Genomic DNA, 22,343 nt, shown 5'->3' with positions numbered 1-22,343 from the left:
GAGAACTCATGCAAAAGGTATTGATTACGGGCTTTGAACCCTTTGGCGGAGAACGAGTTAATCCTTCGTGGGAAGTGGTAAAGCAACTGAACGACAGGGAGTTTGTCGGCGCGCGCATTATTGCGCGCCAGCTGCCTTGCGTATTTGGCGTGGCGCTTGAGGCGTTGAACGCAGCGATTGATGAGGTGCAGCCAGTGATGGTACTGGCCATCGGCCAGGCCGGTGGACGTACCGATATTACCCTCGAACGGGTGGCGATCAACGTTGATGATGCACGCATTCCTGATAATCAGGGCCGGCAACCGATCGACGAACCGATCCTTGAAACCGGACCGGCGGCCTATTTCAGTACCTTGCCGATCAAGGCGATGGTCAACTCGATGCGTGAAGCCGGCATTCCCGCTTCGGTATCGCAAACCGCCGGGACCTACGTTTGCAACCACGTGATGTACGGCCTGCTGCACCGGTTAAACGGCCAGCAAGAGATCAAGGGCGGGTTTATTCATATCCCTTATCTGCCGGAACAGGCCGCTGCGTATCCTGGTGCGCCCAGCATGGCGTCCCAGACGGTGCTGTTCGCTCTGGAGCTGGCGATCTCCGTCGCATTGCAGGTGGAGCACGATCTGAAAGTGGTGGGCGGCGCGACGCATTAACAGGTGTTTTTTACCGGGGTGCCCGCTGCGGTGGCCTGGCTAATTCAGGAGTTGCAACATGCCGGAAGGACCGGAAATTCGCCGGGCGGCGGATGCGCTGGCTACGGCGGTGATCGATCGGCCGCTGACCGAGGTCGAGTTTGCTTTTCCCCAGCTTAAACATTATCGCGACCGGTTAATTGGTGAACGCATTATTGCTATCGAGCCACGCGGCAAGGCGCTGTTGACCCATTTTTCCAACGGGTTGACGATGTACAGCCATAATCAGTTGTATGGCGTGTGGAAAGTGGCCAGGGCGGGAGATACGCCAGATACCAAGCGTGATTTGCGCGTACGGCTGGAAACGGCTGAGCGGGCGATTTTATTGTACAGCGCCTCGGAGATCACCCTGGGGCCGCGCGAAGAGATCGAGCTGCACCCGTTCTTGCAACGTATCGGGCCTGATGTGCTGGATATGTCGCTGACGGCGACAACGGTGGAACAACGGCTGTTGTCGCCGGCGTTTCGTCGCCGGCAATTGGGAGGGATGCTGCTCGATCAGGCGTTTCTTGCCGGTTTGGGCAATTATCTGCGAGCCGAAATTCTCTGGCAGGCGGAACTGGCGCCGCAGCACCGGCCGCAGGATCTGGCACCGGAAGTATTACGGCGGCTGGCGGAGGCGCTGTTGGCGGTGCCGCGTCTGTCTTACCGGACGCGCGGGCTGGTGGATGAGAATCGTCATCACGGTGCGCTGTTCAGCTTTAAGGTGTTCCATCGCAGCGGTGAGCCTTGCGGGCGCTGCGGCGCGATGATTGTCAGAACCCAACTGTCGTCGCGGCCGTTTTATTGGTGCCCCGGTTGCCAAAAATAGCAAAAAAAACGCCGCCCAATCGGACGGCGCTGTGCTGCTTTATGTAGGGTAAAGCGGCGTTACTTGTTTTTCAGCTGGGATTTGAAATCACGCTCGGCATAGCCGGTATACAGCTGACGCGGACGGGCAATTTTGATGCCTTCGTCATGCATTTCGTTCCAGTGCGCAATCCAGCCGATGGTACGGGCGATGGCAAAGATAACGGTGAACATGGAAGAAGGGATACCCATAGCTTTCAGGATGATACCCGAGTAGAAGTCGACGTTCGGGTACAGTTTCTTCTCGATGAAGTACGGGTCGTTCAGTGCGATGTGTTCCAGCTCCATCGCCACTTCCAACAGGTTGTCGTCCTTCTTGTTCAGCTCTTTCAGCACTTCGTGACAGGTTTCGCGCATCACGGTGGCGCGCGGATCGTAGTTCTTGTACACGCGGTGGCCAAAGCCCATCAGACGGAACGAATCGTTCTTGTCTTTCGCGCGCTTGATGAACTCCGGGATGTGTTCAACGGTTTTGATCTCTTCGAGCATCTTCAGCGCGGCTTCGTTGGCGCCGCCGTGTGCCGGCCCCCACAGGGAGGCGATACCGGCCGCGATACAGGCAAACGGGTTAGCGCCTGAAGAACCTGCGGTACGTACGGTAGAAGTGGACGCGTTTTGCTCGTGGTCGGCGTGCAGGATCAGGATGCGATCCATTGCGCGTTCCAGCACCGGGTTCACCACGTATTCTTCACACGGGGTAGCGAACATCATGTGCAGGAAGTTGCCGGCGTAGGACAGATCGTTACGTGGGTAAACGAACGGCTGGCCCAGGGAATATTTGTAACACATCGCCGCCACGGTAGGCATTTTGGACAGCAGGCGGAATGCGGTGATCTCGCGGTGACGCTCGTTGTTCACATCCAGCGCGTCGTGGTAGAACGCCGCCAGCGCACCGGTTACGCCGCACAGCACCGCCATAGGGTGCGAGTCGCGACGGAAGCCACGGAACAGATGGGTGATCTGGTCGTGGATCATGGTGTGGCGGGTCACGGTAGTTTTGAAGGTCTCGAACTCTTCTGCGGTCGGGGTCTCGCCATACAGCAGGATGTAGCACACTTCCAGGTAGGAAGACTCTTTCGCCAGCTGTTCGATCGGGAAGCCGCGGTGCAGCAGCACGCCTTTGTCACCGTCGATAAAGGTGATTTTGGATTCGCAGGAAGCGGTAGAAGTAAAGCCGGGATCAAATGTGAAATAACCTTTGGAGCCCAGAGCGCGGACATCGAGGACATCGGGGCCCAGTGTCGGGGATAATACGCCCAGTTCGATCGGAGCTTCGCCATCGTTAATGGTTAGCGTCGCTTTCTTATCAGTCATTTACTGTCTCCTTAGCGCCTTATTTTAAAAACCTCTAACAACTGAAATACCTTAATTCTCCGCAGGTTGCCCGCAAAAAATGGAGCGGACGCTAACTCTGTGAGCGACTGCGCAATTGCGCGGGTAGGGTACAGAGTGCTAACCAGGCGAACGAGGCGGGTGACCAGTTGTTAACGATTCATCGGAATTCGTTATATTCTGTTAATCGTACCTACGACGTGTTCGGGGGTTTTATGAACCTATCCCAATAAGTTGTTTTATTTGTCTTATTTGCTTTTACCTGCGGTGATTTGTTGCAAACATGACCGGCAAAAACGGTTATTGGGATAGGTTCTGCCAAATACACTGTTGCATATCTTGAACACTGGGGGAAGTGTATCCGCTGACCTATAGCGCATCATAGGACCGTTTGTGCCCCTATATGTAATGGAAATGTTGATCTCTTGTCAAATCAGATAATTAATTTTGTGCCAATTGTGAAATCCGTGATCTAAATCACTGTTCGGGGGAAATGTTACCAAACAGATTGTATGGGAATTGTAATCAGAATGTGATCCTCCTATACTGCCGCCAGGTCTCCGGATTACCCTGAAGTAGGAGCACCCAGCGTTATAAATGCGCGCCGTTTAAGCACAGAGGATGTTGATGTTTGAGCGCGTGACGTGTAAGGGTTTTGGCTCTTAACGCTGTCTGATCCCCACCCAGGCCCGGAGGAAGGAAAATAATAAGAGCTGTGTGGGCAAAAACGTGAAAAAACAAAGACCTGTCAACCTGGATCTGCAAACGATTCAGTTTCCCGTAACTGCGATAGCGTCCATTTTACACCGAGTCTCTGGCGTAATTACCTTCGTTGCCGTGGGTATCCTCCTCTGGCTGCTGGGCCTGTCTCTCTCTTCCCAAGAGGGTTTCATGCAGGCTGCTGCCATCATGAATAGCTTCATCGTCAAATTCATATTCTGGGGCATCCTCACGGCGTTGGCCTATCACATTTGCGGTGGCATCCGTCACTTGTTAATGGATTTTGGCTATATCGAAGAGAGTTTAGCCGCCGGTACCCGTTCTGCCCAGGTGGCGATCGGTCTGACCGTCGTGCTGTCAGTTCTGGCTGGAGTCCTCGTATGGTAAACAATGTTTCTGCATTAGGGCGCAATGGCGTACACGATTGGTTGTTACTGCGTGCTTCCGCTATCGTCATCACCCTGTACGTGTTGTATATCCTGGGCTTCTTCGTCACGGCTCCGGATCTCACCTATGAAATCTGGCGCGGCTTCTTCGCCACCTCTATTACGAAAGTGTTCACGCTGCTGACGCTGCTGTCGATTCTGGTTCACGCCTGGGTCGGTTTGTGGCAGGTGCTGACGGATTACGTCAAGCCGCTGGCAGTGCGTCTGGTATTGCAACTGGCGATCGTTGTCGTGTTGCTGGTCTATTTACTGTACGGAACAATCGTAGTGTGGGGTGTGTAAATGAAATTGCCGGTCAGAGAGTTTGATGCTGTAGTTATCGGAGCTGGCGGTGCAGGTATGCGCGCGGCACTGCAGATTTCTCAAGCGGGCTCCACCTGTGCCCTGATATCCAAAGTATTCCCGACCCGTTCCCATACCGTGTCTGCGCAGGGCGGCATTACCGTAGCCCTGGGTAATAACCACGATGATAACTGGGAATGGCATATGTATGACACGGTGAAAGGTTCCGATTATATCGGTGACCAGGACGCCATTGAATATATGTGTAAAACCGGCCCGGAAGCGGTTCTGGAGCTGGAGCACATGGGGCTGCCGTTCTCCCGTACGGATGAAGGCCGCATCTATCAGCGCCCGTTCGGCGGCCAGTCACTGAACTTTGGTGGCGAGCAGGCGGCACGCACCGCGGCGGCGGCTGACCGTACCGGCCACGCCCTGTTGCACACCCTGTATCAACAGAACCTGAAAAACCACACCACTATTTTCTCCGAGTGGTATGCGCTGGATCTGGTGAAAAACCAGGATGGCGCGGTGGTGGGTACCACGGCTATCTGCATTGAAACCGGTGAAGTGGTTTACTTCAAAGCCAAAGCCACCGTGCTGGCGACCGGCGGTGCAGGCCGTATTTACCAGTCCACCACCAACGCGCATATCAACACCGGTGACGGTGTCGGCATGGCGCTGCGCGCCGGCGTGCCGGTGCAGGACATGGAAATGTGGCAGTTCCACCCGACCGGCATCGCCGGCGCCGGGGTACTGGTGACCGAAGGTTGCCGTGGTGAAGGCGGTTACCTGCTGAACAAACACGGCGAGCGTTTCATGGAGCGCTATGCGCCGAACGCCAAAGACCTGGCGGGCCGTGATGTGGTTGCCCGTTCGATCATGATTGAAATCCGCGAAGGCCGCGGCTGTGACGGCCCGTGGGGCCCGCACGTCAAGCTGAAGCTGGATCACCTGGGTAAAGAGGTGCTGGAATCCCGCCTGCCGGGCATTCTGGAGTTGTCGCGCACCTTCGCGCACGTCGATCCGGTGAAAGAGCCGATCCCGGTTATCCCGACCTGCCACTACATGATGGGCGGCATTCCGACCAAGGTGACCGGCCAGGCACTGACCGTGAACGAGAAAGGCGAAGACGTGGTGATACCGGGTCTGTTTGCCGTGGGCGAAATCGCCTGCGTATCGGTGCACGGCGCCAACCGCCTGGGCGGCAACTCGCTGCTTGATCTGGTGGTGTTCGGGCGTGCTGCCGGCATGCATTTGCAGGAGTCACTCGCGGAGCAGGGCGAAAGCCGTGACGCCAGCGAGTCGGATGTGGATGCGTCGCTGGAGCGCCTGAATCGCTGGAACAACACCCGCTCGGGTGAAGACCCGGTCGAAATTCGCAAGGCGTTGCAAGCCTGTATGCAGCACAACTTCTCGGTATTCCGTGAAGGCGATGCCATGGCGAAAGGGCTGGAAGAGTTGAAAGAGATCCGTGAACGTCTGAAGAACGCACGCCTGGACGATACCTCCAGCGAATTCAACACCCAGCGCATCGAATGCCTGGAGTTGGATAACCTGATGGAGACTGCGTTTTCCACTGCCGTGTCGGCCAACTTCCGTACCGAGAGCCGTGGGGCACACAGCCGCTTCGACTTCCCGGAGCGTGATGACGCCAACTGGCTGTGCCATTCGCTGTATCAGCCGCAATCGGAAAGCATGACGCGTCGTGAAGTGAACATGCAACCGAAACTGCGCCCGGCATTCCCACCGAAAGTGCGTTCCTACTGATCGCGGAGATCGATTGATGAAACTCGAATTCTCAATATATCGCTATAACCCGGATGTCGATGACGCTCCGCATATGCAGGATTACACCCTGGAAGCGGAAGAAGGCCGGGACATGATGCTGCTGGATGCGTTAATCCAGTTGAAAGAAAAAGATCCGACCCTGTCGTTCCGCCGTTCGTGCCGTGAAGGCGTGTGCGGTTCCGATGGCCTGAACATGAACGGTAAAAACGGTCTGGCGTGCATTACCCCCATCTCGGCGTTGCGCAAAGGCAACAACAAGATTGTGATCCGCCCGCTGCCGGGTTTGCCGGTGGTGCGGGATCTGGTGGTTGATATGGGCCAGTTCTATACCCAGTATGAAAAGATCAAGCCTTACCTGCTGAACGACGGCAAGAATCCTCCGGCGCGCGAGCACCTGCAATCGCCGGAACAACGGGCTAAGCTGGACGGTTTGTATGAATGTATCCTGTGTGCCTGTTGCTCGACGTCTTGCCCATCGTTCTGGTGGAATCCTGACAAGTTTGTAGGGCCGGCCGGTCTGTTGGCAGCGTACCGCTTCCTGATCGACAGCCGTGACACGGAAACGCAAGAACGTTTAGACGATCTGGACGACGCTTTCAGTGTTTTCCGCTGCCATAGCATTATGAATTGTGTCAGTGTATGCCCTAAAGGCTTGAATCCGACGCGTGCGATCGGTCATATCAAGTCTATGCTGCTGCAACGCGGCGCATAAGCGGAGCGAGATGCTGCGCCGGGCAGGTCCCGGCGCACATCACAAAGGAGGGAGCCTCTAAAAACTGACCCGTGGTTGCGGCGCTATGCAGCCTGGTTTGCCCGCCGGTTTTTAGAGGTTCCTTGTAAGGGGCCGCAAGGTCCATAACAAAACGTATCAGGCCATAATGGCATACCCTATGACTTTCGAGTTGCAGCCAGGCAACCAGTTCGTGAGTCCTCAGGCGCTTACTTCAGTAAGTAACTGGGGGGAGCGAACGCAGGCAACAACGCTGCGGCTTGAAAGGCGACGGGTATTAAGTACGTCGAGTGAACCGTTTCTACGGCAAACCGTATCCATCACGGTAATTATGTTAACCACGGCGAAAACTAAAGCTTCAAAGCTTAAGGGATCATGATGCAGAACGGCGCAATGAAGGCCTGGCTGGATTCCTCCTATCTGGCGGGCGCGAACCAGTCTTACATAGAACAGCTCTATGAAGACTTCTTAACCGATCCGGGCTCCGTTGAAGATAGCTGGCGTTCCATTTTTCAACAGCTACCAACCGCGGGTGTTAAACCCGATCAGCTTCACTCTCAAACGCGTGACTACTTCCGCCGCCTGGCGAAAGACTCTGCGCGTTACAACACCACCATCAACGATCCAGACACCGACGCCAAACAGGTCAAGGTACTGCAGCTGATCAACGCCTTCCGTTTCCGCGGACATCAGCATGCCAACCTCGATCCGCTCGGCCTGTGGCAACAAGAAACCGTTGCCGATCTCGATCCCGCTTACCACAATCTGACCGAAGCCGACTTCCAGGAAACCTTCAACGTGGGTTCATTTGCCATCGGCAAAGAAACCATGAAGCTGGGCGATCTGTATGCCGCGCTGAAGCAGACTTACTGCGGTTCGATCGGTGCGGAATACATGCACATCACCAATACCGAAGAGAAACGCTGGATCCAACAGCGCATCGAATCGGTAGCGGGGCGCGCCAGCTTTACCAACGTAGAGAAACGTCGTTTCCTGAACGAGCTGACTGCAGCGGAAGGTCTGGAACGCTATCTCGGCGCTAAATTCCCGGGAGCGAAACGCTTCTCGCTGGAAGGTGGCGATGCGCTGGTGCCCATGCTGAAAGAGATGGTTCGCCACGCCGGCAAGAACGGCACGCGCGAAGTGGTGCTGGGTATGGCTCACCGCGGCCGTCTGAACGTGTTGATCAACGTGCTGGGTAAAAAGCCCGCCGACCTGTTCGACGAGTTTGCCGGCAAGCATAAAGAACACCTCGGTACCGGTGACGTAAAATATCACCAGGGCTTCTCCTCCGACGTCGAAACCGAAGGCGGCATGGTTCACCTGGCGCTGGCGTTCAACCCGTCGCACCTGGAGATCGTCAGCCCGGTGGTTATGGGCTCCGTACGTGCCCGCCGCGATCGCCTGGACGAAGCGCGCAGCAACATGGTGCTGCCAATCACCATTCACGGTGACGCCGCCATTACCGGCCAGGGCGTGGTTCAGGAAACCCTGAACATGTCGCAGGCTCGCGGTTACGAAGTGGGCGGCACGGTGCGTATCGTCATCAACAACCAGGTTGGTTTCACCACCTCCAACCCGCTGGATGCGCGCTCGACCCAATACTGTACCGACATCGCCAAAATGGTGCAGTCGCCGATCTTCCACGTCAATGCTGACGATCCGGAAGCGGTGGCGTTCGTTACCCGCCTGGCGCTGGATTTCCGTAACACCTTCAAACGCGATGTGATGATCGATCTGGTCTGCTACCGTCGTCATGGGCATAACGAGGCCGACGAGCCAAGTGCAACCCAGCCGGTGATGTACCAGAAGATCAAAAAACACCCGACGCCGCGCAAGCTGTATGCTGACGTTCTTACCGAACAGAAAGTCGCCAGCCTGGAAGATGCCACGGAAATGGTCAACCTGTATCGCGATGCGCTCGATCGCGGCGATTGCGTGGTTGAAGAATGGCGTCCAATGAATCTGCATTCCTTTACCTGGTCGCCGTACCTGAACCACGAGTGGGACGAAGAGTACCCAAGCAAGGTTGAGATGAAGCGCTTGCAGGAACTGGCTCGTCGCATCAGCACCGTACCGGAAGCGATCGAAATGCAGTCGCGCGTAGCGAAAATCTACGGCGACCGTGCAGAGATGGCCGCAGGCAACAAAGCGTTCGACTGGGGCGCGGCCGAAACGCTGGCCTACGCCACTATGGTCGATGAAGGCATTCCGATTCGTATCTCCGGTGAAGATGCCGGACGCGGAACCTTCTTCCACCGTCATGCGGTGGTGCACAACCAGAAAAACGGTTCGGTCTACGTTCCGCTGGCGAATGTGCACAGCGGGCAGGGCGAGTTTAAAGTCTGGGACTCCGTGCTGTCTGAAGAAGCGGTACTGGCGTTCGAATACGGCTACGCTACTGCGGAACCGCGCACCCTGACCATTTGGGAAGCGCAGTTCGGCGACTTCGCCAACGGCGCTCAGGTGGTGATCGATCAGTTCATCAGCTCCGGCGAGCAGAAATGGGGCCGTATGTGCGGCCTGGTGATGCTGCTGCCGCACGGTTACGAAGGCCAGGGTCCGGAGCACTCCTCCGCGCGTCTGGAGCGTTACCTGCAGCTGTGTGCAGAACAGAATATGCAAGTGTGCATCCCGTCCACTCCGGCACAGGTTTACCATATGCTGCGTCGTCAGGCGCTGCGCGGTATGCGCCGTCCGTTGGTGGTGATGTCACCGAAATCCCTGCTGCGTCATCCGCTGGCGGTTTCTTCCCTGGAAGAACTGGCTAACGGCACCTTCCTGCCGGCTATCGGCGAGATCGACGAGCTGGATCCGAAAGCGGTCAAACGCGTGGTGATGTGCTCCGGCAAGGTGTATTACGACCTGCTGGAACAGCGCCGCAAGAACGACCAGAAAGATGTGGCCATCGTACGTATCGAGCAGCTGTACCCGTTCCCGCACCAGGCCGTTCAGGCCGTGCTGGAGAAGTATGCTCACGTGCATGATTTCGTCTGGTGCCAGGAAGAGCCGCTGAACCAGGGTGCCTGGTACTGCAGCCAACACAATTTCCGTGAAGTCGTGCCGTTCGGGGCTTCTTTACGTTACGCCGGACGTCCAGCCTCCGCCTCTCCGGCGGTCGGTTATATGTCCGTACACCAGAAGCAGCAACAGGCTCTGGTTAATGACGCGCTGAATATTGAATAAAGATTAAGGGAAAGCTAAATGAGTAGCGTAGATATTCTGGTTCCTGACCTTCCTGAATCGGTTGCCGATGCGACCGTAGCCACCTGGCACAAGAAACCAGGCGACAGCGTCCAGCGTGACGAAGTTCTGGTTGAAATCGAAACTGACAAAGTTGTGTTGGAAGTGCCGGCCAGCGAAGCAGGTATTCTTGATGCGATCGTGGAAGAAGAGGGCGCAACCGTGCTTTCTCGCCAGATCCTCGGCCGTATTCGCCCGGGCGATAGCTCTGGCAAGCCGACCGAAGAGAAAAGCCAGGCTAAAGAAGCCACTCCGGCACAGCGCGCAACCGCCAGCCTGGAAGAAGAGAGCAACGATGCACTCAGCCCGGCGATCCGCCGTCTGATCGCTGAGCACGATCTCGACGCTGCAGCCATCAAAGGCAGCGGCGTGGGTGGCCGTATCACTCGCGAAGACGTGGAAGCGCATCTGGCTAACGGCAAGAAAGCCGACAAGCCGGCCGCCGCAGCAGTTGCCGAAGCCGCACCGCAGCCGGCCCTGAGCAACCGCAGCGAAAAACGCGTACCTATGACCCGCCTGCGCAAGCGCGTGGCTGAGCGCCTGTTGGAAGCGAAGAACAGCACTGCGATGCTGACGACCTTCAACGAAATCAACATGCAGCCGATCATGGACCTGCGCAAGCAGTACGGTGAAGCCTTCGAAAAACGCCACGGTGTACGTCTGGGCTTCATGTCCTTCTACATCAAAGCGGTGGTTGAAGCGCTGAAACGCTTCCCGGAAGTGAACGCTTCCATCGACGGCACTGACGTGGTCTACCACAACTACTTCGATATCAGCATTGCGGTATCTACCCCACGCGGCCTGGTGACCCCGGTGCTGCGCGATGTAGACAGCATGAGCATGGCGGACATCGAGAAGAAAATCAAAGAACTGGCGGTCAAGGGCCGTGACGGCAAATTGACCGTGGAAGAACTGACCGGCGGTAACTTCACCATTACCAACGGCGGCGTATTCGGTTCATTGATGTCTACCCCGATCATCAACCCACCGCAGAGCGCGATCTTGGGCATGCACGCCATTAAAGATCGCCCAATGGCGGTGAATGGCCAGGTTGTGATCCAGCCAATGATGTATCTGGCGCTTTCTTACGATCACCGCCTGATCGACGGCAAAGAGTCCGTTGGTTACCTGGTGACGGTGAAAGAGATGCTGGAAGATCCGGCTCGTCTGCTGCTGGACGTATAACCCTGATGGGCGCGGTACGCCGCGCCCACACTCTGTGCTATGTGGCCGATTAAAGTCATGCGGTTTTCCGCCAAAATGGCTCGGCTAAAACCTTCAGAACTGAATGGATAGAACATCATGAATTTACACGAATATCAGGCAAAACAGCTGTTTGCTCGGTATGGCATGCCGGCACCGACCGGTTACGCCTGTACCACACCGCGTGAAGCAGAAGAAGCCGCATCCAAAATCGGCTCCGGCCCGTGGGTGGTGAAATGTCAGGTTCATGCTGGCGGTCGCGGTAAAGCTGGCGGCGTTAAAGTGGTTAACAGCAAAGAAGATATCCGTGCTTTCGCTGAAGCCTGGCTGGGCAAGCGTCTGGTGACCTACCAGACTGACGCGCTGGGCCAACCGGTTCACCAGATCCTGGTAGAAGCGGCGACCGACATCGATAAAGAACTGTATCTGGGCGCGGTAGTTGACCGTGCAAGCCGTCGCGTGGTGTTTATGGCATCCACCGAAGGTGGCGTCGAGATTGAAAAAGTTGCGGAAGAAACCCCGGAACTGATCCACAAAATGACCATCGACCCACTGGCAGGCCCACAGCCTTACCAGGGCCGTGAGCTGGCCTTCAAACTGGGCCTGACCGGCAAGCAAGTCGGGCAGTTCGCCAAGATCTTCATGGGCCTGGCGACCTTGTTCCTGGAGCGCGATCTGGCGATGGTTGAGATCAACCCGCTGGTAGTGACCAAGCAGGGCGATCTGATCTGCCTGGACGGCAAATTGGGCGCTGACGGCAACGCACTGTTCCGCCAGTCTGAACTGCGCGAAATGCGTGACCCTTCTCAGGAAGATGAGCGTGAATCCCGTGCCGCACAGTGGGAGCTGAACTACGTTGCTCTCGACGGCAACATCGGCTGCATGGTTAACGGCGCAGGTCTGGCGATGGGCACCATGGACATCGTTAAACTGCACGGCGGCGAACCGGCCAACTTCCTCGACGTAGGCGGCGGCGCAACCAAAGAGCGCGTAACTGAAGCGTTCAAAATCATCCTGTCCGACGACAAGGTGAAAGCGGTTCTGGTTAACATTTTCGGTGGTATCGTGCGCTGCGATCTGATCGCCGACGGCATCATTGGCGCAGTAGCCGAAGTGGGCGTTAACGTCCCTGTGGTCGTGCGTCTGGAAGGGAACAATGCCGAACTGGGCGCCAAGAAACTGGCGGACAGCGGTCTGAATATCATTGCTGCGACCAGCCTGACTGATGCGGCTCAGCAAGTTGTTGCGGCAGTGGAGGGTAAATAATGTCCATTTTAATCGATAAGAACACCAAAGTAATTTGCCAGGGCTTCACCGGTAGCCAGGGGACCTTCCACTCCGAGCAGGCTATCGCTTACGGCACCAAAATGGTCGGTGGCGTTACGCCAGGCAAAGGCGGCACTCAACACCTGGGTCTGCCGGTGTTCAACACCGTACGCGAAGCGGTAGAAGCCACTGGCGCGACTGCGTCCGTGATCTACGTCCCGGCGCCGTTCTGCAAAGATTCCATTCTGGAAGCTATCGATGCAGGCATCAAACTGATCATCACCATCACCGAAGGCATCCCGACTCTGGATATGCTGACCGTGAAAGTGAAGCTGGATGAAGCCGGCGTGCGCATGATTGGCCCGAACTGCCCAGGCGTTATCACTCCGGGCGAGTGCAAAATCGGCATCATGCCAGGCCACATCCACCTGCCGGGTAAAGTGGGCATCGTTTCCCGCTCTGGCACCCTGACCTATGAAGCGGTTAAGCAAACCACCGATACCGGTCTGGGCCAGTCTACCTGTGTGGGCATCGGCGGCGACCCGATCCCGGGCTCCAACTTCATCGATATCCTGAAACTGTTCCAGGAAGATCCGCAAACTGAAGCGATAGTGATGATCGGCGAGATCGGCGGTAGCGCGGAAGAAGAAGCGGCGGCTTACATCAAAGAACACGTCACCAAGCCGGTTGTGGGCTACATTGCCGGCGTTACCGCGCCGAAAGGCAAACGTATGGGCCACGCAGGCGCCATCATCGCCGGCGGCAAAGGCACTGCGGACGAAAAATTCGCAGCGCTGGAAGCGGCCGGGGTTAAAACCGTGCGCAGCCTGGCTGACATCGGTGAAGCGGTAAAAGCGGTATTGAATCGCTGATACGGCAATACTGTTTCGACATGACTGGCCACCCTTTTGGGTGGCCTTTTTTATGGGAAGGGGTCAGAAGTTGTTAAGCGCCTTGATCAGCGCGATGCGATCCTGCAGACGTTGTTTTTGCATTGCGTCGTTGCTGGTACCCTGCTGCTTTTCGAGTGAGGAGAGGGCGGCGTTATAGCCCGCGGCGTCACTGAATAATGCGTCTTTGACGTTGATTGATGCCACGTTGGTATAACGGCCGTCATCGGTAGTGGGGACGCGGATGATGCCTTGATTTAACAGACTTTTGACGATCGCCCGCTGGGGTTCATAACCTTCCATGCCCACCAGTTTCCAGCGCTGCTGCGGCAGCCCTTGATATTGCCCTTTTTTCACTTCCGTCAGATAACGAAGGGTGAGATTGCGGATAGTGCCTTCCTCCTCGCCGTATTGCGCCTTGCTGTCGGACAGTACCGGGAAGGATTGCCCCTCCAGCGCACCGCCTTTTTGCGTCAGATGCCCCATGCGATAGCTGTTCATGCCCAGACGGATCGGCATCTCGTCGGTAACCGGGGTGCCATCGGCCAGGCGTAAATCGGTAATGCGCGAACCGGCGGGTTGGCGCAGATCGATGCTGTAGGTGACGCCGTCGAAAAAGTCGTTGGTGGAGTATTTGGACGAGCGACGCGCCGGGTTAAAGCTGTAGGTGACGTCACCCGGTTTAAGCTGATTAAAGTAACCGGCGGACCATTCCATATACTGTTTTAACGCTTTGCCGTTGAGCTGATAAACGGTGATTTCGCCGCCGGCGTATTGATAGTTAAACGCGATATCCTTGGCCTTGATTTCACCGACATCGAGTTTGGCGAAGTCATTATCGATTTGCAGGGCGATCACCTGCGCCTGCGGCGCGTAATAACGGGCGGCTTGCTGGAACAGGGCGCTGATGCCGGTATCCTGGATATGCACTTGCGGAATCCCCTTGATCTCGTCGGCAGGCACCAGATCGCTGCCGGTCAGCGTCGCTACCACCCGGTTGGCATTGGCGCGCAGGATATCGTGATACGGCCGGTAGAGGGCCAGCATGCCGCTGTCGGGCGTGATGCCCTTAATCGGGTAGGTAAAACTGTCTTTATTGATCAGGGCGAACTTGCCGTCGCGCCGTTCAAACTGCAGATCGATGCGCGATAGCGCGCGGCCATATTTATCCGGCTCGGTAATAATGACGCCGTTGACCACCGCCTTGTCGATTTTTACATGCATATGCCCGGCGACGATCGCTGCCAGCTGCGGGTTGGCGTTGGCAATGTCGGCCACGCCGGTGCCTGGCCGCTGGTTTTCGTTATCGATACCCATATGCGCCACCAGAACGATGGCGTCGACCTGGCTGTCAATCTCGCTGATTACGTTCTTCACCGCCTGCACGGGATCGGTAAAGTTCAGCCCTTTGGTGCGATCGGTGCCTTTGGCAAACTCGGCGGTCATTGGCGTATCCATGCCGATAATGCCGATTTTCACGCCCTGGCGTTCGATAATTTTGTACGCCGGCAGGAACGGCTTGCCGTTATCCCAGAAAATATTGCCCGCCAACGCGGTGCCTTCAAACTGTTTGAGTGGCGTCGCCAACACCGGCAGACCGAAATCAAATTCGTGGTTACCCATCACCCATACGTCGTACTTGAGCGCGTTGAAGCCCAGCATCATCGGGCTGATGGCTTCATGTTTGAAGGTCTCGACAAAGTTGCCCTGAATGGTGTCGCCGGCGTCAACCAGGATCAGGTTGGGCTGTTCGGCGCGCAGTTTTTTAATCTGAGTGGCGATCTGGCTCAGGCTGCCTGCCAGGTTTTCGGTATCGCTGGCGTAGTCCCAGGGCACGAAGGTGCCGTGCAGATCAGAGGTGCCCAGCAGCGTGATATTTACCGTTTCGGCGGCAATGGCGCTCCCTGAGAGTCCAAGAACAGAGGCAAAAAGAATTTTTTTCATAAGTTATTGTAGACCAAAGGTTTTTTATACAAGCTTCTATTTTGCTACAAAAATGCAACCTTTACGATCGAATAGCCAAAAATAGACTAATATTGGAGAGAGTTTTTTGCTTTTGTGACTGAAATCACTGTGTTTGGTTATTGGAAATAAAAAGTTAATTATGTCGCATAATAAGCGCGTAATAATACAATGACATTGCTTTTGAATTACATTTATTTAACACAAAAATATCATTAAAAAACAATTAAACCATTGCGCAACATGACCCCAAGAAAATTATGAGAAATGTGCTGATGAATATGGAAATAATACTGAGATAGGCTTAAATTGTTTTAGATCAAATTAGCCCGAAGTACCTCTTTTGGCCAGGATTTGACCTGTAACCAAAAGTCTAACCCACATCACGCAAAAACCTATTTATTGTGTGGGATTGGGCGAGTATCATCCTGTTGTGATTATGGATGGTTGATCTTGTTGCATTTGTTACCCGTTGTCGGTTTTCAGTGGTGTGCTTGGCGATGGCCCGCGCGGCCTTGCGGTGAGTGTGCGGTTGAAAGCGGAAAAGCTGGATCAAATTTGTTGTGTTTAAGGGCATTCACTGCGGGGCGTTACCGGTGGCTTCGAAAGAAGTATTACCGATAACCGCATGTCGGAGTCTTCCTGCGAGGAGCAAGGAGTCAAGATGTTTGATATTGTCGAACTGTCGCGCTTACAGTTTGCTTTAACGGCGATGTACCATTTCTTATTTGTCCCATTAACGCTAGGCATGGCGTTTTTGCTGGCAATTATGGAAACGGTATATGTGCTGTCTGGCAAACAAATCTATAAAGATATGACCAAATTCTGGGGCAAGTTATTTGCAATTAACTTTGCTCTGGGTGTGGCCACCGGTTTGACCATGGAGTTCCAGTTCGGGACCAACTGGTCATATTTCTCCCACTACGTCGGTGATATTTTCGGGGCCCCGCTGGCCATCGAAGGTCTGATGGCGTTCTTCCTGGAATCGACGCTGGTCGGCCTGTTCTTCTTCGGTTGGGATCGTCTGAGCAAAGTGCAGCACATGGCGGTAACCTGGCTTGTGGCGCTGGGCTCGAACTTCTCCGCACTGTGGATCCTGGTTGCCAACGGCTGGATGCAGAACCCGATCGCTTCCGACTTCAACTTCGAAACCATGCGCATGGAGATGCTCAGCTTCTCCGAACTGGTACTCAACCCGGTTGCGCAGGTGAAGTTTGTGCACACCGTGGCTGCCGGCTACACCTGTGGCGCGATGTTCGTTCTGGGTATCAGCTCTTACTACCTGTTGAAAGGCCGCGATGTCGCTTTCGCCAAGCGCTCCTTCGCCATTGCCGCCAGTTTCGGTATGGCTGCCGTATTGTCCGTTATCGTGCTGGGTGATGAATCCGGTTACGAAATGGGCGACGTGCAGAAAACCAAGCTGGCCGCTATCGAAGCCGAGTGGGAAACCCAACCGGCTCCGGCCGCCTTTACCCTGTTCGGTATCCCGAATCAGGATAAAATGGAAAACTCCTACGCGATTCAAATCCCTTACGCGCTTGGCCTGATTGCGACTCGTTCCACGGATACCCAGGTCACCGGCCTGAAAGATCTGATGGCGCAGCATGAAGTGCGGATCCGCAACGGGATGAAAGCCTACCAACTGCTGGAAGAGCTGCGTGGTGGCAATACCGATCCGGCGGTCCGCGCCGAGTTCAATAAAGCCAAGCAGGATCTGGGCTACGGTCTGTTGCTGAAGCGTTATACCCCGAACGTCACCGACGCGACGGAAGCGCAAATCCAGCAAGCGACCAAAGACTCCATCCCACGCGTGGCGCCGCTGTACTTCGCCTTCCGCATCATGGTGGCCTGTGGCGTGCTGATGCTGTTTATCATCGGTCTGTCGTTCTGGAGCGTGATTCGCGGGCGCATCGGTCAGCGAAAATGGCTGCATCGCGCGGCGTTGTATGGCTTGCCGCTGCCCTGGATCGCGATCGAAGCCGGCTGGTTTGTGGCTGAATACGGCCGTCAACCCTGGGCGATCGGTGAGGTGCTGCCGACGGCTGTCGCCAACTCTTCACTGACTGCGGGCGACATTCTGTTCTCGATGGGGCTGATTTGCGGCTTGTACACCCTGTTCCTGGTGGCTGAGATGTACCTGATGTTCAAATTTGCGCGTCTGGGTCCAAGCAGCCTGAAAACTGGCCGCTACCACTTTGAACAACCGACTGCCGCCGTGCAGGAAGCGCGCTAAACAGGAGTCCACGTATGTTTGACTATGAAGTACTGCGATTTATCTGGTGGGCTCTGATTGGCGTACTGCTGATCGGTTTCGCCGTCACCGACGGTTTCGACATGGGCGTCGGCATCTTGCTGCGCATTATCGGCAGAACCGATACTGAGCGCCGGGTGATGATCAACTCCATCGCTCCGCACTGGGACGGTAACCAGGTGTGGTTGATCACCGCAGGTGGCGCGCTGTTCGCCGCCTGGCCGATGGTCTACGCGGCGGCGTTCTCCGGTTTCTATGTCGCGATGATCCTGGTGCTGTCAGCCTTGTTCTTCCGCCCGGTCGGTTTTGACTACCGTTCGAAGCTGGAAAACAGCCGCTGGCGCAACATGTGGGACTGGGGCATTTTCATCGGCAGCTTCGTGCCGGCCGTGGTATTCGGCGTAGCGTTCGGCAACCTGTTGCAGGGCGTGCCGTTCCACATGGACGAATACATGCGTCTGTTCTACACCGGCAACTTCTTCCAACTGCTGAACCCGTTCGGCCTGTTGGCGGGTGTGGTCAGCCTGACCATGCTGGTGACGCAAGGGGCAACTTATCTGCAGATGCGTACCTCCGGCGAGATCCACCTGCGCGCACGCGCTGCGGCGCAGATCTCCACGCTGGTGATGGCGGTATGCTTCCTGTTGGGTGGCGTATGGCTGGTGAAAGGCATCGATGGGTATGTGATTACCTCGGCGCTGAATACCATGGCGGAGTCTAATCCGATGCGTAAAGAAGTGGCGCATCAGGCGGGTGCCTGGTTGATTAATTTCAACAAGTATCCGGCTCTGTGGGCTTTGCCTGCTCTGGGCGTAGTGCTGCCATTGTTCACCGCGTTGTTCTCGCGCTTGCAGAAAGACGCGCTGGCCTTCGTGTCTTCGTCATTGACCATTGCCTGCGTGATCCTGACCGCCGGGGTAACCATGTTCCCGTTCGTGATGCCGTCAAGCACCGTGCCTAACGTTAGCCTGACCATGTGGGACGCGACGTCCAGCCTGTTTACGCTAGAAGTGATGACCGTTGTTGCGGCGATCTTCGTGCCTATCGTTCTGGCGTACACCAGCTGGTCGTACTACAAAATGTTTGGCCGTCTCGACAAGAACTTCATCGAGAACAACAAGCATTCGCTGTATTAAGGATAAGGAGCTAAACCATGTGGTATTTTGCCTGGATCCTCGGAACGCTTCTTGCCTGTGCCTTCGGTATCATTACGGCGCTGGCGCTTGAGCACCACGAAGATTCAAAAGCGCAGCAAGACGGCAAGTGATGAGTTCGTCATTGGCTGACAAGCTGTACGCCATGACTGACAAGGGCCCGGTTCGGGCCCTTTCATTGGTGCTGGCGTTGATTTTGGCGGGCTGTATTTTCTGGGATCCGACCCGCTTTGCGGCGAAGACCAGCTCGCTGGAGATTTGGGAAGGCCTGTTGCTTATTTGGGCGGTGTGCACCGGCGTGATCCACGGCGTCGGGTTCCGGCCGCAACGTTCGCTATGGCGTGCTTTTTTTGCGCCACTTCCGGCAATTGTGATCTTGGCCGCAGGATTACTTTACGTTTCTTTATAATCTCCGTTATATCCCCGTGTTATGGGCCGTTCCGGCCCATAATTATTTTCGTTCCCTCCTTGTAACCCATTCCCAACCCGATCCGTCTTGCGTATAGTAGCACCGTTAAATTGCATTGCTGGGAAGTAGAGTGAGTAATACGTTGTTTCGATGGCCGGTTCGCGTTTACTACGAGGATACCGATGCCAGTGGAGTGGTCTATCACGCCCGCTATGTCGCCTTTTTTGAAAGAGCGCGCACCGAGATGCTGCGTCACCACAACTTTCATCAACAGCAGATGCTCAGTGAACATATCGCTTTCGTAGTCCGGCGCATCACGGTGGATTATCTGGCTTCGGCTCGTCTCGACGAACAGCTGGAAGTGCAGAGTGAAATCACCTCAATGCGCGGGGCTTCTTTCACGTTTGCTCAACGTATTGTCAATTCTGACGGAACTCTTTTGAGTCAGGCCGATGTGTTGATTGCATGCATTAATCCACACCAAATGAAGCCGATAGCGCTTCCTAAGTCTATTGTCGCGGAGTTTAAGCAGTGAATGAGATGAACATCCTAGATTTATTCTTGAAGGCAAGCCTGCTGGTTAAGCTTATCATGTTGATTTTGATATGCTTCTCAGTGGCCTCCTGGGCGATCATCATTCAGCGCACCCGCATCCTTAATGCGGCCACGCGTGACGCCGAGGCCTTTGAAGACAAATTCTGGTCCGGTATTGAACTTTCCCGTCTGTATCAGGAAAGCCAGGCACGTCGCGATAGCCTGACCGGCTCCGAACAAATTTTCCATTCAGGTTTCAAAGAATTCGCTCGTTTGCACCGCGCTAACAACCATGCGCCGGAATCGGTGATCGAAGGCGCGTCACGCGCTATGCGCATCTCGATGAACCGCGAGCTGGAAACGCTGGAAAACCACATTCCTTTCCTCGGCACCGTGGGGTCGATCAGTCCGTATATCGGTTTGTTCGGCACCGTGTGGGGGATCATGCACGCCTTTATCGCACTGGGTGCGGTGAAACAGGCCACGCTGCAAATGGTAGCACCGGGTATCGCCGAAGCACTGATCGCAACCGCCATCGGTCTGTTCGCCGCTATCCCGGCCGTTATGGCCTATAACCGCCTCAACCAGCGCGTCAACAAGCTTGAGCAGAATTACGACAACTTTATGGAAGAGTTCACCGCTATTCTGCATCGTCAGGCCTTCTCCAGCGACAGCAAATAAGTAGGAGGTAGCATGGCGAGAGTTCGTGGACGCAATCGGCGCGAGCTGAAGTCCGAAATTAACATAGTTCCGTTGCTCGACGTGTTGCTGGTGCTGTTGCTGATCTTTATGGCAACCGCGCCGATCATCACCCAGAGCGTTGAGGTTGATCTGCCGGATGCCACCGATTCCAAGGCGGTGTCCAGTGACGATAACCCACCGGTGATCCTCGAGGTTTCCGGTGTCGGTCAATACACCCTGGTGGTGGATCACAACCGCATGGAGTTGTTGCCGCCGGAACAGGTTGCAGCCGAAGCCAAGTCGCGTTTAGCGGCTAACCCGAAGACGGTCTTTTTGATCGGCGGGGCGAAGGAAGTACCCTACGATGAGATTATCAAGGCATTGAATATTCTCCATCAGGCGGGCGTCGCTTCCGTGGGGCTGATGACCCAGCCAATCTGACCATAAGGTTAGAGGCAACCCGGTTCCTGTGCTCTGGCCCAGGAACCCCGTATAAGCAACACCAGTTTTTGGGAATCTATTTTGGTAAAGGCAACTGAGCAAAACGATAAGCTGAACCGCGCCGTTATTGTTTCGGTCGTTCTGCACTTCATATTGATTGCCCTGCTGATTTGGGGATCGCTGCAAGAAAACGTCAACATGGACAGCGCCGGCGGTGGCGGCGAAGGTTCGGTTGTCGGCGCAGTGATGGTCGATCCCGGGGCAGTGGTGGAGCAGTACAACCGCCAGCAACAGCAGAGTAACGACGCGCAGCGTGCTGAAAAGCAGCGCCAGAAAAAAGCGGAGCAACAGGCCGAAGAACTTCAGCAGAAGCAGGCGGCGGAACAACAGCGCCTGAAAGAGCTGGAGAAAGAGCGTTTGACCGCGCAGGAAAAAGCGGCGCAGGACGCGAAAGAACAGGCTGAACAGCAAAAGCAGGCCGCGGAGCAGCAAAAGCAAGCGGCAGAGCAGCAGAAACAGGCAGCCGAACAGCAAAAGCAGGCCGCTGAACAGCAAAAAGTGGCCGAGAACGCCGCGGCGAAAGCCAAAGAACAACAGAAAGTAGCGGAAGCGGCGGCCGCCAAGGCCAAAGCCGAAGCGGATAAAGTTGCCAAGGCACAAGCGGACGCGCAGAAGAAAGCGGAAGCTGAAGCCAAGAAAGAAGCCGCCGCCGCCGCTGCCGCCAAGAAACAGGCGGAAGAAGCGAAGAAAGCGGCTGCCGCCGAGCAAAAAGCGACTGAAGCCGCAGAGAAAAAAGCGGCGGCCGACGCCGAGAAGAAAGCCGCCGCGGAAGCCGAGAAGAAAGCTGCAGCAGAAGCCGAGAAAGCCGAGAAAAAGGCGGCTGCTGACGCCGAGAAGAAAGCGGCCGCAGAGGCTGAGAAAAAAGCCGCTGCTGCCGAGAAGGCCGCAGCCAAGAAAGCCGCAGCGGATGCCAAGAAGAAGGCGGCAGCCGCAGCTGCGGAGCAGTCTTCCGATGTAAACGATCTGTTTGGCGATCTGGCGGACGGTAAAAACGCACCGAAAGGCGGCGGCGCCAAGTCTGGCGGCGCTAAGTCGAAGGGCGATGGTAAACCTGCGGGGCAGGGTAATGCCAAGACTGCGGGGGCCAGTGGGGCTGATATTAACGGTTATAAGAGCCAAATTCAGGCAGCTATAAAGAGCAAGTTCTACGGTGCTTCGGATTACAGTGGGAAAACCTGCGATCTGCGTATTCGCTTGGCTCCTGATGGTTTATTGATTAGCGTTCAGGCTGCGGGCGGCGATCCTGCTTTATGTCAGGCGGCGGTAGCAGCAGCAAAATCGGCAAATATTCCTAAACCGCCGAGTGATGCCGTTTATCAGGAATTTAAGAGTTCTATCCTTGAATTTAAACCACAGTAATGGTTGTTTGAGCTGAGTCATACCGCAGGGATGTACTAAGGTAACCAACAG

General features: G+C 55.6%; 20 protein-coding genes. 18 read left to right on the top strand and 2 right to left on the bottom strand.

The genetic code is table 11. The annotated features are described in order from the left end of the window. Positions 1-8: 8 nt before the first annotated feature. Both pcp and nei read left to right on the top strand, forming a co-directional pair. Positions 9-653, top strand: a complete 645-nt coding sequence (gene pcp, locus D4100_RS08375; RefSeq protein WP_065505959.1) for a pyroglutamyl-peptidase I — start codon at positions 9-11, stop codon at positions 651-653. A gap of 58 nt (positions 654-711) precedes the next feature. Beyond that, complete coding sequence (gene nei / locus D4100_RS08370) at positions 712-1,503, top strand: endonuclease VIII (RefSeq protein WP_119804009.1); 792 nt, start codon at positions 712-714, stop codon at positions 1,501-1,503. Between the two features lie 59 nt (positions 1,504-1,562). Here the strand turns inward: nei and D4100_RS08365 are convergent, their stop codons facing one another. After that, positions 1,563-2,855, bottom strand: coding sequence for a citrate synthase (locus tag D4100_RS08365; protein WP_004949745.1), 1,293 nt, complete (start codon positions 2,853-2,855; stop codon positions 1,563-1,565). A gap of 735 nt (positions 2,856-3,590) precedes the next feature. Here D4100_RS08365 and sdhC point away from each other — a divergent pair. The 8 genes from sdhC to sucD all read left to right on the top strand — a co-directional run bounded on the left by sdhC (position 3,591) and on the right by sucD (position 13,423). Beyond that, on the top strand, positions 3,591-3,980 hold the full coding sequence (gene sdhC / locus D4100_RS08360; RefSeq protein ID WP_065505961.1) for a succinate dehydrogenase cytochrome b556 subunit: 390 nt from the start codon (positions 3,591-3,593) through the stop codon (positions 3,978-3,980). Beyond that, on the top strand, positions 3,974-4,321 hold the full coding sequence (sdhD, locus tag D4100_RS08355; protein ID WP_004949748.1) for a succinate dehydrogenase membrane anchor subunit: 348 nt from the start codon (positions 3,974-3,976) through the stop codon (positions 4,319-4,321). The genes sdhC and sdhD overlap by 7 nt, the downstream gene beginning before the upstream one ends. Then, positions 4,322-6,088, top strand: a complete 1,767-nt coding sequence (gene sdhA / locus D4100_RS08350; protein ID WP_065505962.1) for a succinate dehydrogenase flavoprotein subunit — start codon at positions 4,322-4,324, stop codon at positions 6,086-6,088. It begins immediately after the preceding gene. Between the two features lie 16 nt (positions 6,089-6,104). After that, the gene (locus tag D4100_RS08345) at positions 6,105-6,821 is read left to right on the top strand and encodes a succinate dehydrogenase iron-sulfur subunit (protein ID WP_065505963.1); all 717 of its coding nucleotides are present in this window, start codon (positions 6,105-6,107) and stop codon (positions 6,819-6,821) included. A gap of 396 nt (positions 6,822-7,217) precedes the next feature. Further along, entirely contained in the window at positions 7,218-10,025 is a 2,808-nt protein-coding gene (gene sucA / locus D4100_RS08335) for a 2-oxoglutarate dehydrogenase E1 component (protein ID WP_065505964.1), read from the top strand. Between the two features lie 18 nt (positions 10,026-10,043). Next, positions 10,044-11,267 (top strand): 2-oxoglutarate dehydrogenase complex dihydrolipoyllysine-residue succinyltransferase, encoded by a 1,224-nt coding sequence (gene odhB / locus D4100_RS08330; RefSeq protein ID WP_065505965.1) that lies wholly within the window; start codon positions 10,044-10,046, stop codon positions 11,265-11,267. 117 nt (positions 11,268-11,384) lie between these two features. After that, positions 11,385-12,551 carry an ADP-forming succinate--CoA ligase subunit beta gene (gene sucC, locus D4100_RS08325; protein WP_004949756.1) on the top strand — a complete coding sequence of 389 codons (1,167 nt, stop codon included), beginning with the start codon at positions 11,385-11,387 and terminating at the stop codon, positions 12,549-12,551. Next, positions 12,551-13,423, top strand: a complete 873-nt coding sequence (gene sucD / locus D4100_RS08320; protein WP_020825678.1) for a succinate--CoA ligase subunit alpha — start codon at positions 12,551-12,553, stop codon at positions 13,421-13,423. The genes sucC and sucD overlap by 1 nt, the downstream gene beginning before the upstream one ends. A gap of 63 nt (positions 13,424-13,486) precedes the next feature. Here sucD and D4100_RS08315 read toward each other — a convergent pair whose 3' ends face one another. Further along, positions 13,487-15,385, bottom strand: a complete 1,899-nt coding sequence (locus tag D4100_RS08315) for a bifunctional metallophosphatase/5'-nucleotidase (protein WP_119804007.1) — start codon at positions 15,383-15,385, stop codon at positions 13,487-13,489. A 682-nt stretch (positions 15,386-16,067) separates the two neighbouring features. Between D4100_RS08315 and cydA the strand changes: the two genes are divergently transcribed. From cydA to tolA, 8 genes are all read left to right on the top strand, one after another. After that, positions 16,068-17,636, top strand: a complete 1,569-nt coding sequence (gene cydA / locus D4100_RS08310; RefSeq protein ID WP_004949759.1) for a cytochrome ubiquinol oxidase subunit I — start codon at positions 16,068-16,070, stop codon at positions 17,634-17,636. Positions 17,637-17,650: 14 nt separating this feature from the next. Continuing rightward, on the top strand, positions 17,651-18,790 hold the full coding sequence (cydB, locus tag D4100_RS08305; protein ID WP_004949760.1) for a cytochrome d ubiquinol oxidase subunit II: 1,140 nt from the start codon (positions 17,651-17,653) through the stop codon (positions 18,788-18,790). A gap of 17 nt (positions 18,791-18,807) precedes the next feature. Further along, positions 18,808-18,921: a cytochrome bd-I oxidase subunit CydX gene (gene cydX / locus D4100_RS08300; protein ID WP_004949761.1), complete on the top strand. Its 114-nt coding sequence runs from the start codon at positions 18,808-18,810 to the stop codon at positions 18,919-18,921. Continuing rightward, a complete protein-coding gene (gene ybgE, locus D4100_RS08295) occupies positions 18,921-19,217 on the top strand; it encodes a cyd operon protein YbgE (protein WP_065505967.1) in 297 nt (98 codons plus the stop codon). The genes cydX and ybgE overlap by 1 nt, the downstream gene beginning before the upstream one ends. A gap of 130 nt (positions 19,218-19,347) precedes the next feature. After that, positions 19,348-19,752, top strand: coding sequence for a tol-pal system-associated acyl-CoA thioesterase (gene ybgC, locus D4100_RS08290; RefSeq protein WP_065505968.1), 405 nt, complete (start codon positions 19,348-19,350; stop codon positions 19,750-19,752). Next, on the top strand, positions 19,749-20,432 hold the full coding sequence (tolQ, locus tag D4100_RS08285) for a Tol-Pal system protein TolQ (RefSeq protein WP_006324117.1): 684 nt from the start codon (positions 19,749-19,751) through the stop codon (positions 20,430-20,432). Before ybgC ends, tolQ begins: the two co-directional genes overlap by 4 nt. A 12-nt stretch (positions 20,433-20,444) precedes the next feature. Then, positions 20,445-20,873: a colicin uptake protein TolR gene (gene tolR, locus D4100_RS08280; RefSeq protein WP_004949769.1), complete on the top strand. Its 429-nt coding sequence runs from the start codon at positions 20,445-20,447 to the stop codon at positions 20,871-20,873. An 81-nt stretch (positions 20,874-20,954) separates the two neighbouring features. After that, a complete protein-coding gene (gene tolA / locus D4100_RS08275; RefSeq protein WP_119804005.1) occupies positions 20,955-22,292 on the top strand; it encodes a cell envelope integrity protein TolA in 1,338 nt (445 codons plus the stop codon). Positions 22,293-22,343 lie beyond the last annotated feature (51 nt).

Origin of the sequence: Serratia inhibens (assembly GCF_003591175.1) — a bacterium.
GTDB classification, from domain to species: Bacteria; Pseudomonadota; Gammaproteobacteria; order Enterobacterales; family Enterobacteriaceae; genus Serratia; species Serratia inhibens.
The sequence above is the reverse complement of the archived record's forward strand: the minus strand, read 5'-3'. Positions and strand labels throughout refer to the sequence as shown.

Excerpts from the sequence above, each read along its gene's own strand:
- pcp (WP_065505959.1), top strand. The coding sequence starts at position 9 with ATGCAAAAGGTATTGATTACGGGCTTTGAACCCTTTGGCGGAGAACGA.
- nei (WP_119804009.1), top strand. The coding sequence starts at position 712 with ATGCCGGAAGGACCGGAAATTCGCCGGGCGGCGGATGCGCTGGCTACG.
- D4100_RS08365 (WP_004949745.1), bottom strand. The coding sequence starts at position 2,855 with ATGACTGATAAGAAAGCGACGCTAACCATTAACGATGGCGAAGCTCCG.
- sdhD (WP_004949748.1), top strand. The coding sequence starts at position 3,974 with ATGGTAAACAATGTTTCTGCATTAGGGCGCAATGGCGTACACGATTGG.
- sdhA (WP_065505962.1), top strand. The coding sequence starts at position 4,322 with ATGAAATTGCCGGTCAGAGAGTTTGATGCTGTAGTTATCGGAGCTGGC.
- D4100_RS08345 (WP_065505963.1), top strand. The coding sequence starts at position 6,105 with ATGAAACTCGAATTCTCAATATATCGCTATAACCCGGATGTCGATGAC.
- sucA (WP_065505964.1), top strand. The coding sequence starts at position 7,218 with ATGCAGAACGGCGCAATGAAGGCCTGGCTGGATTCCTCCTATCTGGCG.
- odhB (WP_065505965.1), top strand. The coding sequence starts at position 10,044 with ATGAGTAGCGTAGATATTCTGGTTCCTGACCTTCCTGAATCGGTTGCC.
- sucC (WP_004949756.1), top strand. The coding sequence starts at position 11,385 with ATGAATTTACACGAATATCAGGCAAAACAGCTGTTTGCTCGGTATGGC.
- sucD (WP_020825678.1), top strand. The coding sequence starts at position 12,551 with ATGTCCATTTTAATCGATAAGAACACCAAAGTAATTTGCCAGGGCTTC.
- D4100_RS08315 (WP_119804007.1), bottom strand. The coding sequence starts at position 15,385 with ATGAAAAAAATTCTTTTTGCCTCTGTTCTTGGACTCTCAGGGAGCGCC.
- cydA (WP_004949759.1), top strand. The coding sequence starts at position 16,068 with ATGTTTGATATTGTCGAACTGTCGCGCTTACAGTTTGCTTTAACGGCG.
- cydB (WP_004949760.1), top strand. The coding sequence starts at position 17,651 with ATGTTTGACTATGAAGTACTGCGATTTATCTGGTGGGCTCTGATTGGC.
- cydX (WP_004949761.1), top strand. The coding sequence starts at position 18,808 with ATGTGGTATTTTGCCTGGATCCTCGGAACGCTTCTTGCCTGTGCCTTC.
- ybgE (WP_065505967.1), top strand. The coding sequence starts at position 18,921 with ATGAGTTCGTCATTGGCTGACAAGCTGTACGCCATGACTGACAAGGGC.
- tolR (WP_004949769.1), top strand. The coding sequence starts at position 20,445 with ATGGCGAGAGTTCGTGGACGCAATCGGCGCGAGCTGAAGTCCGAAATT.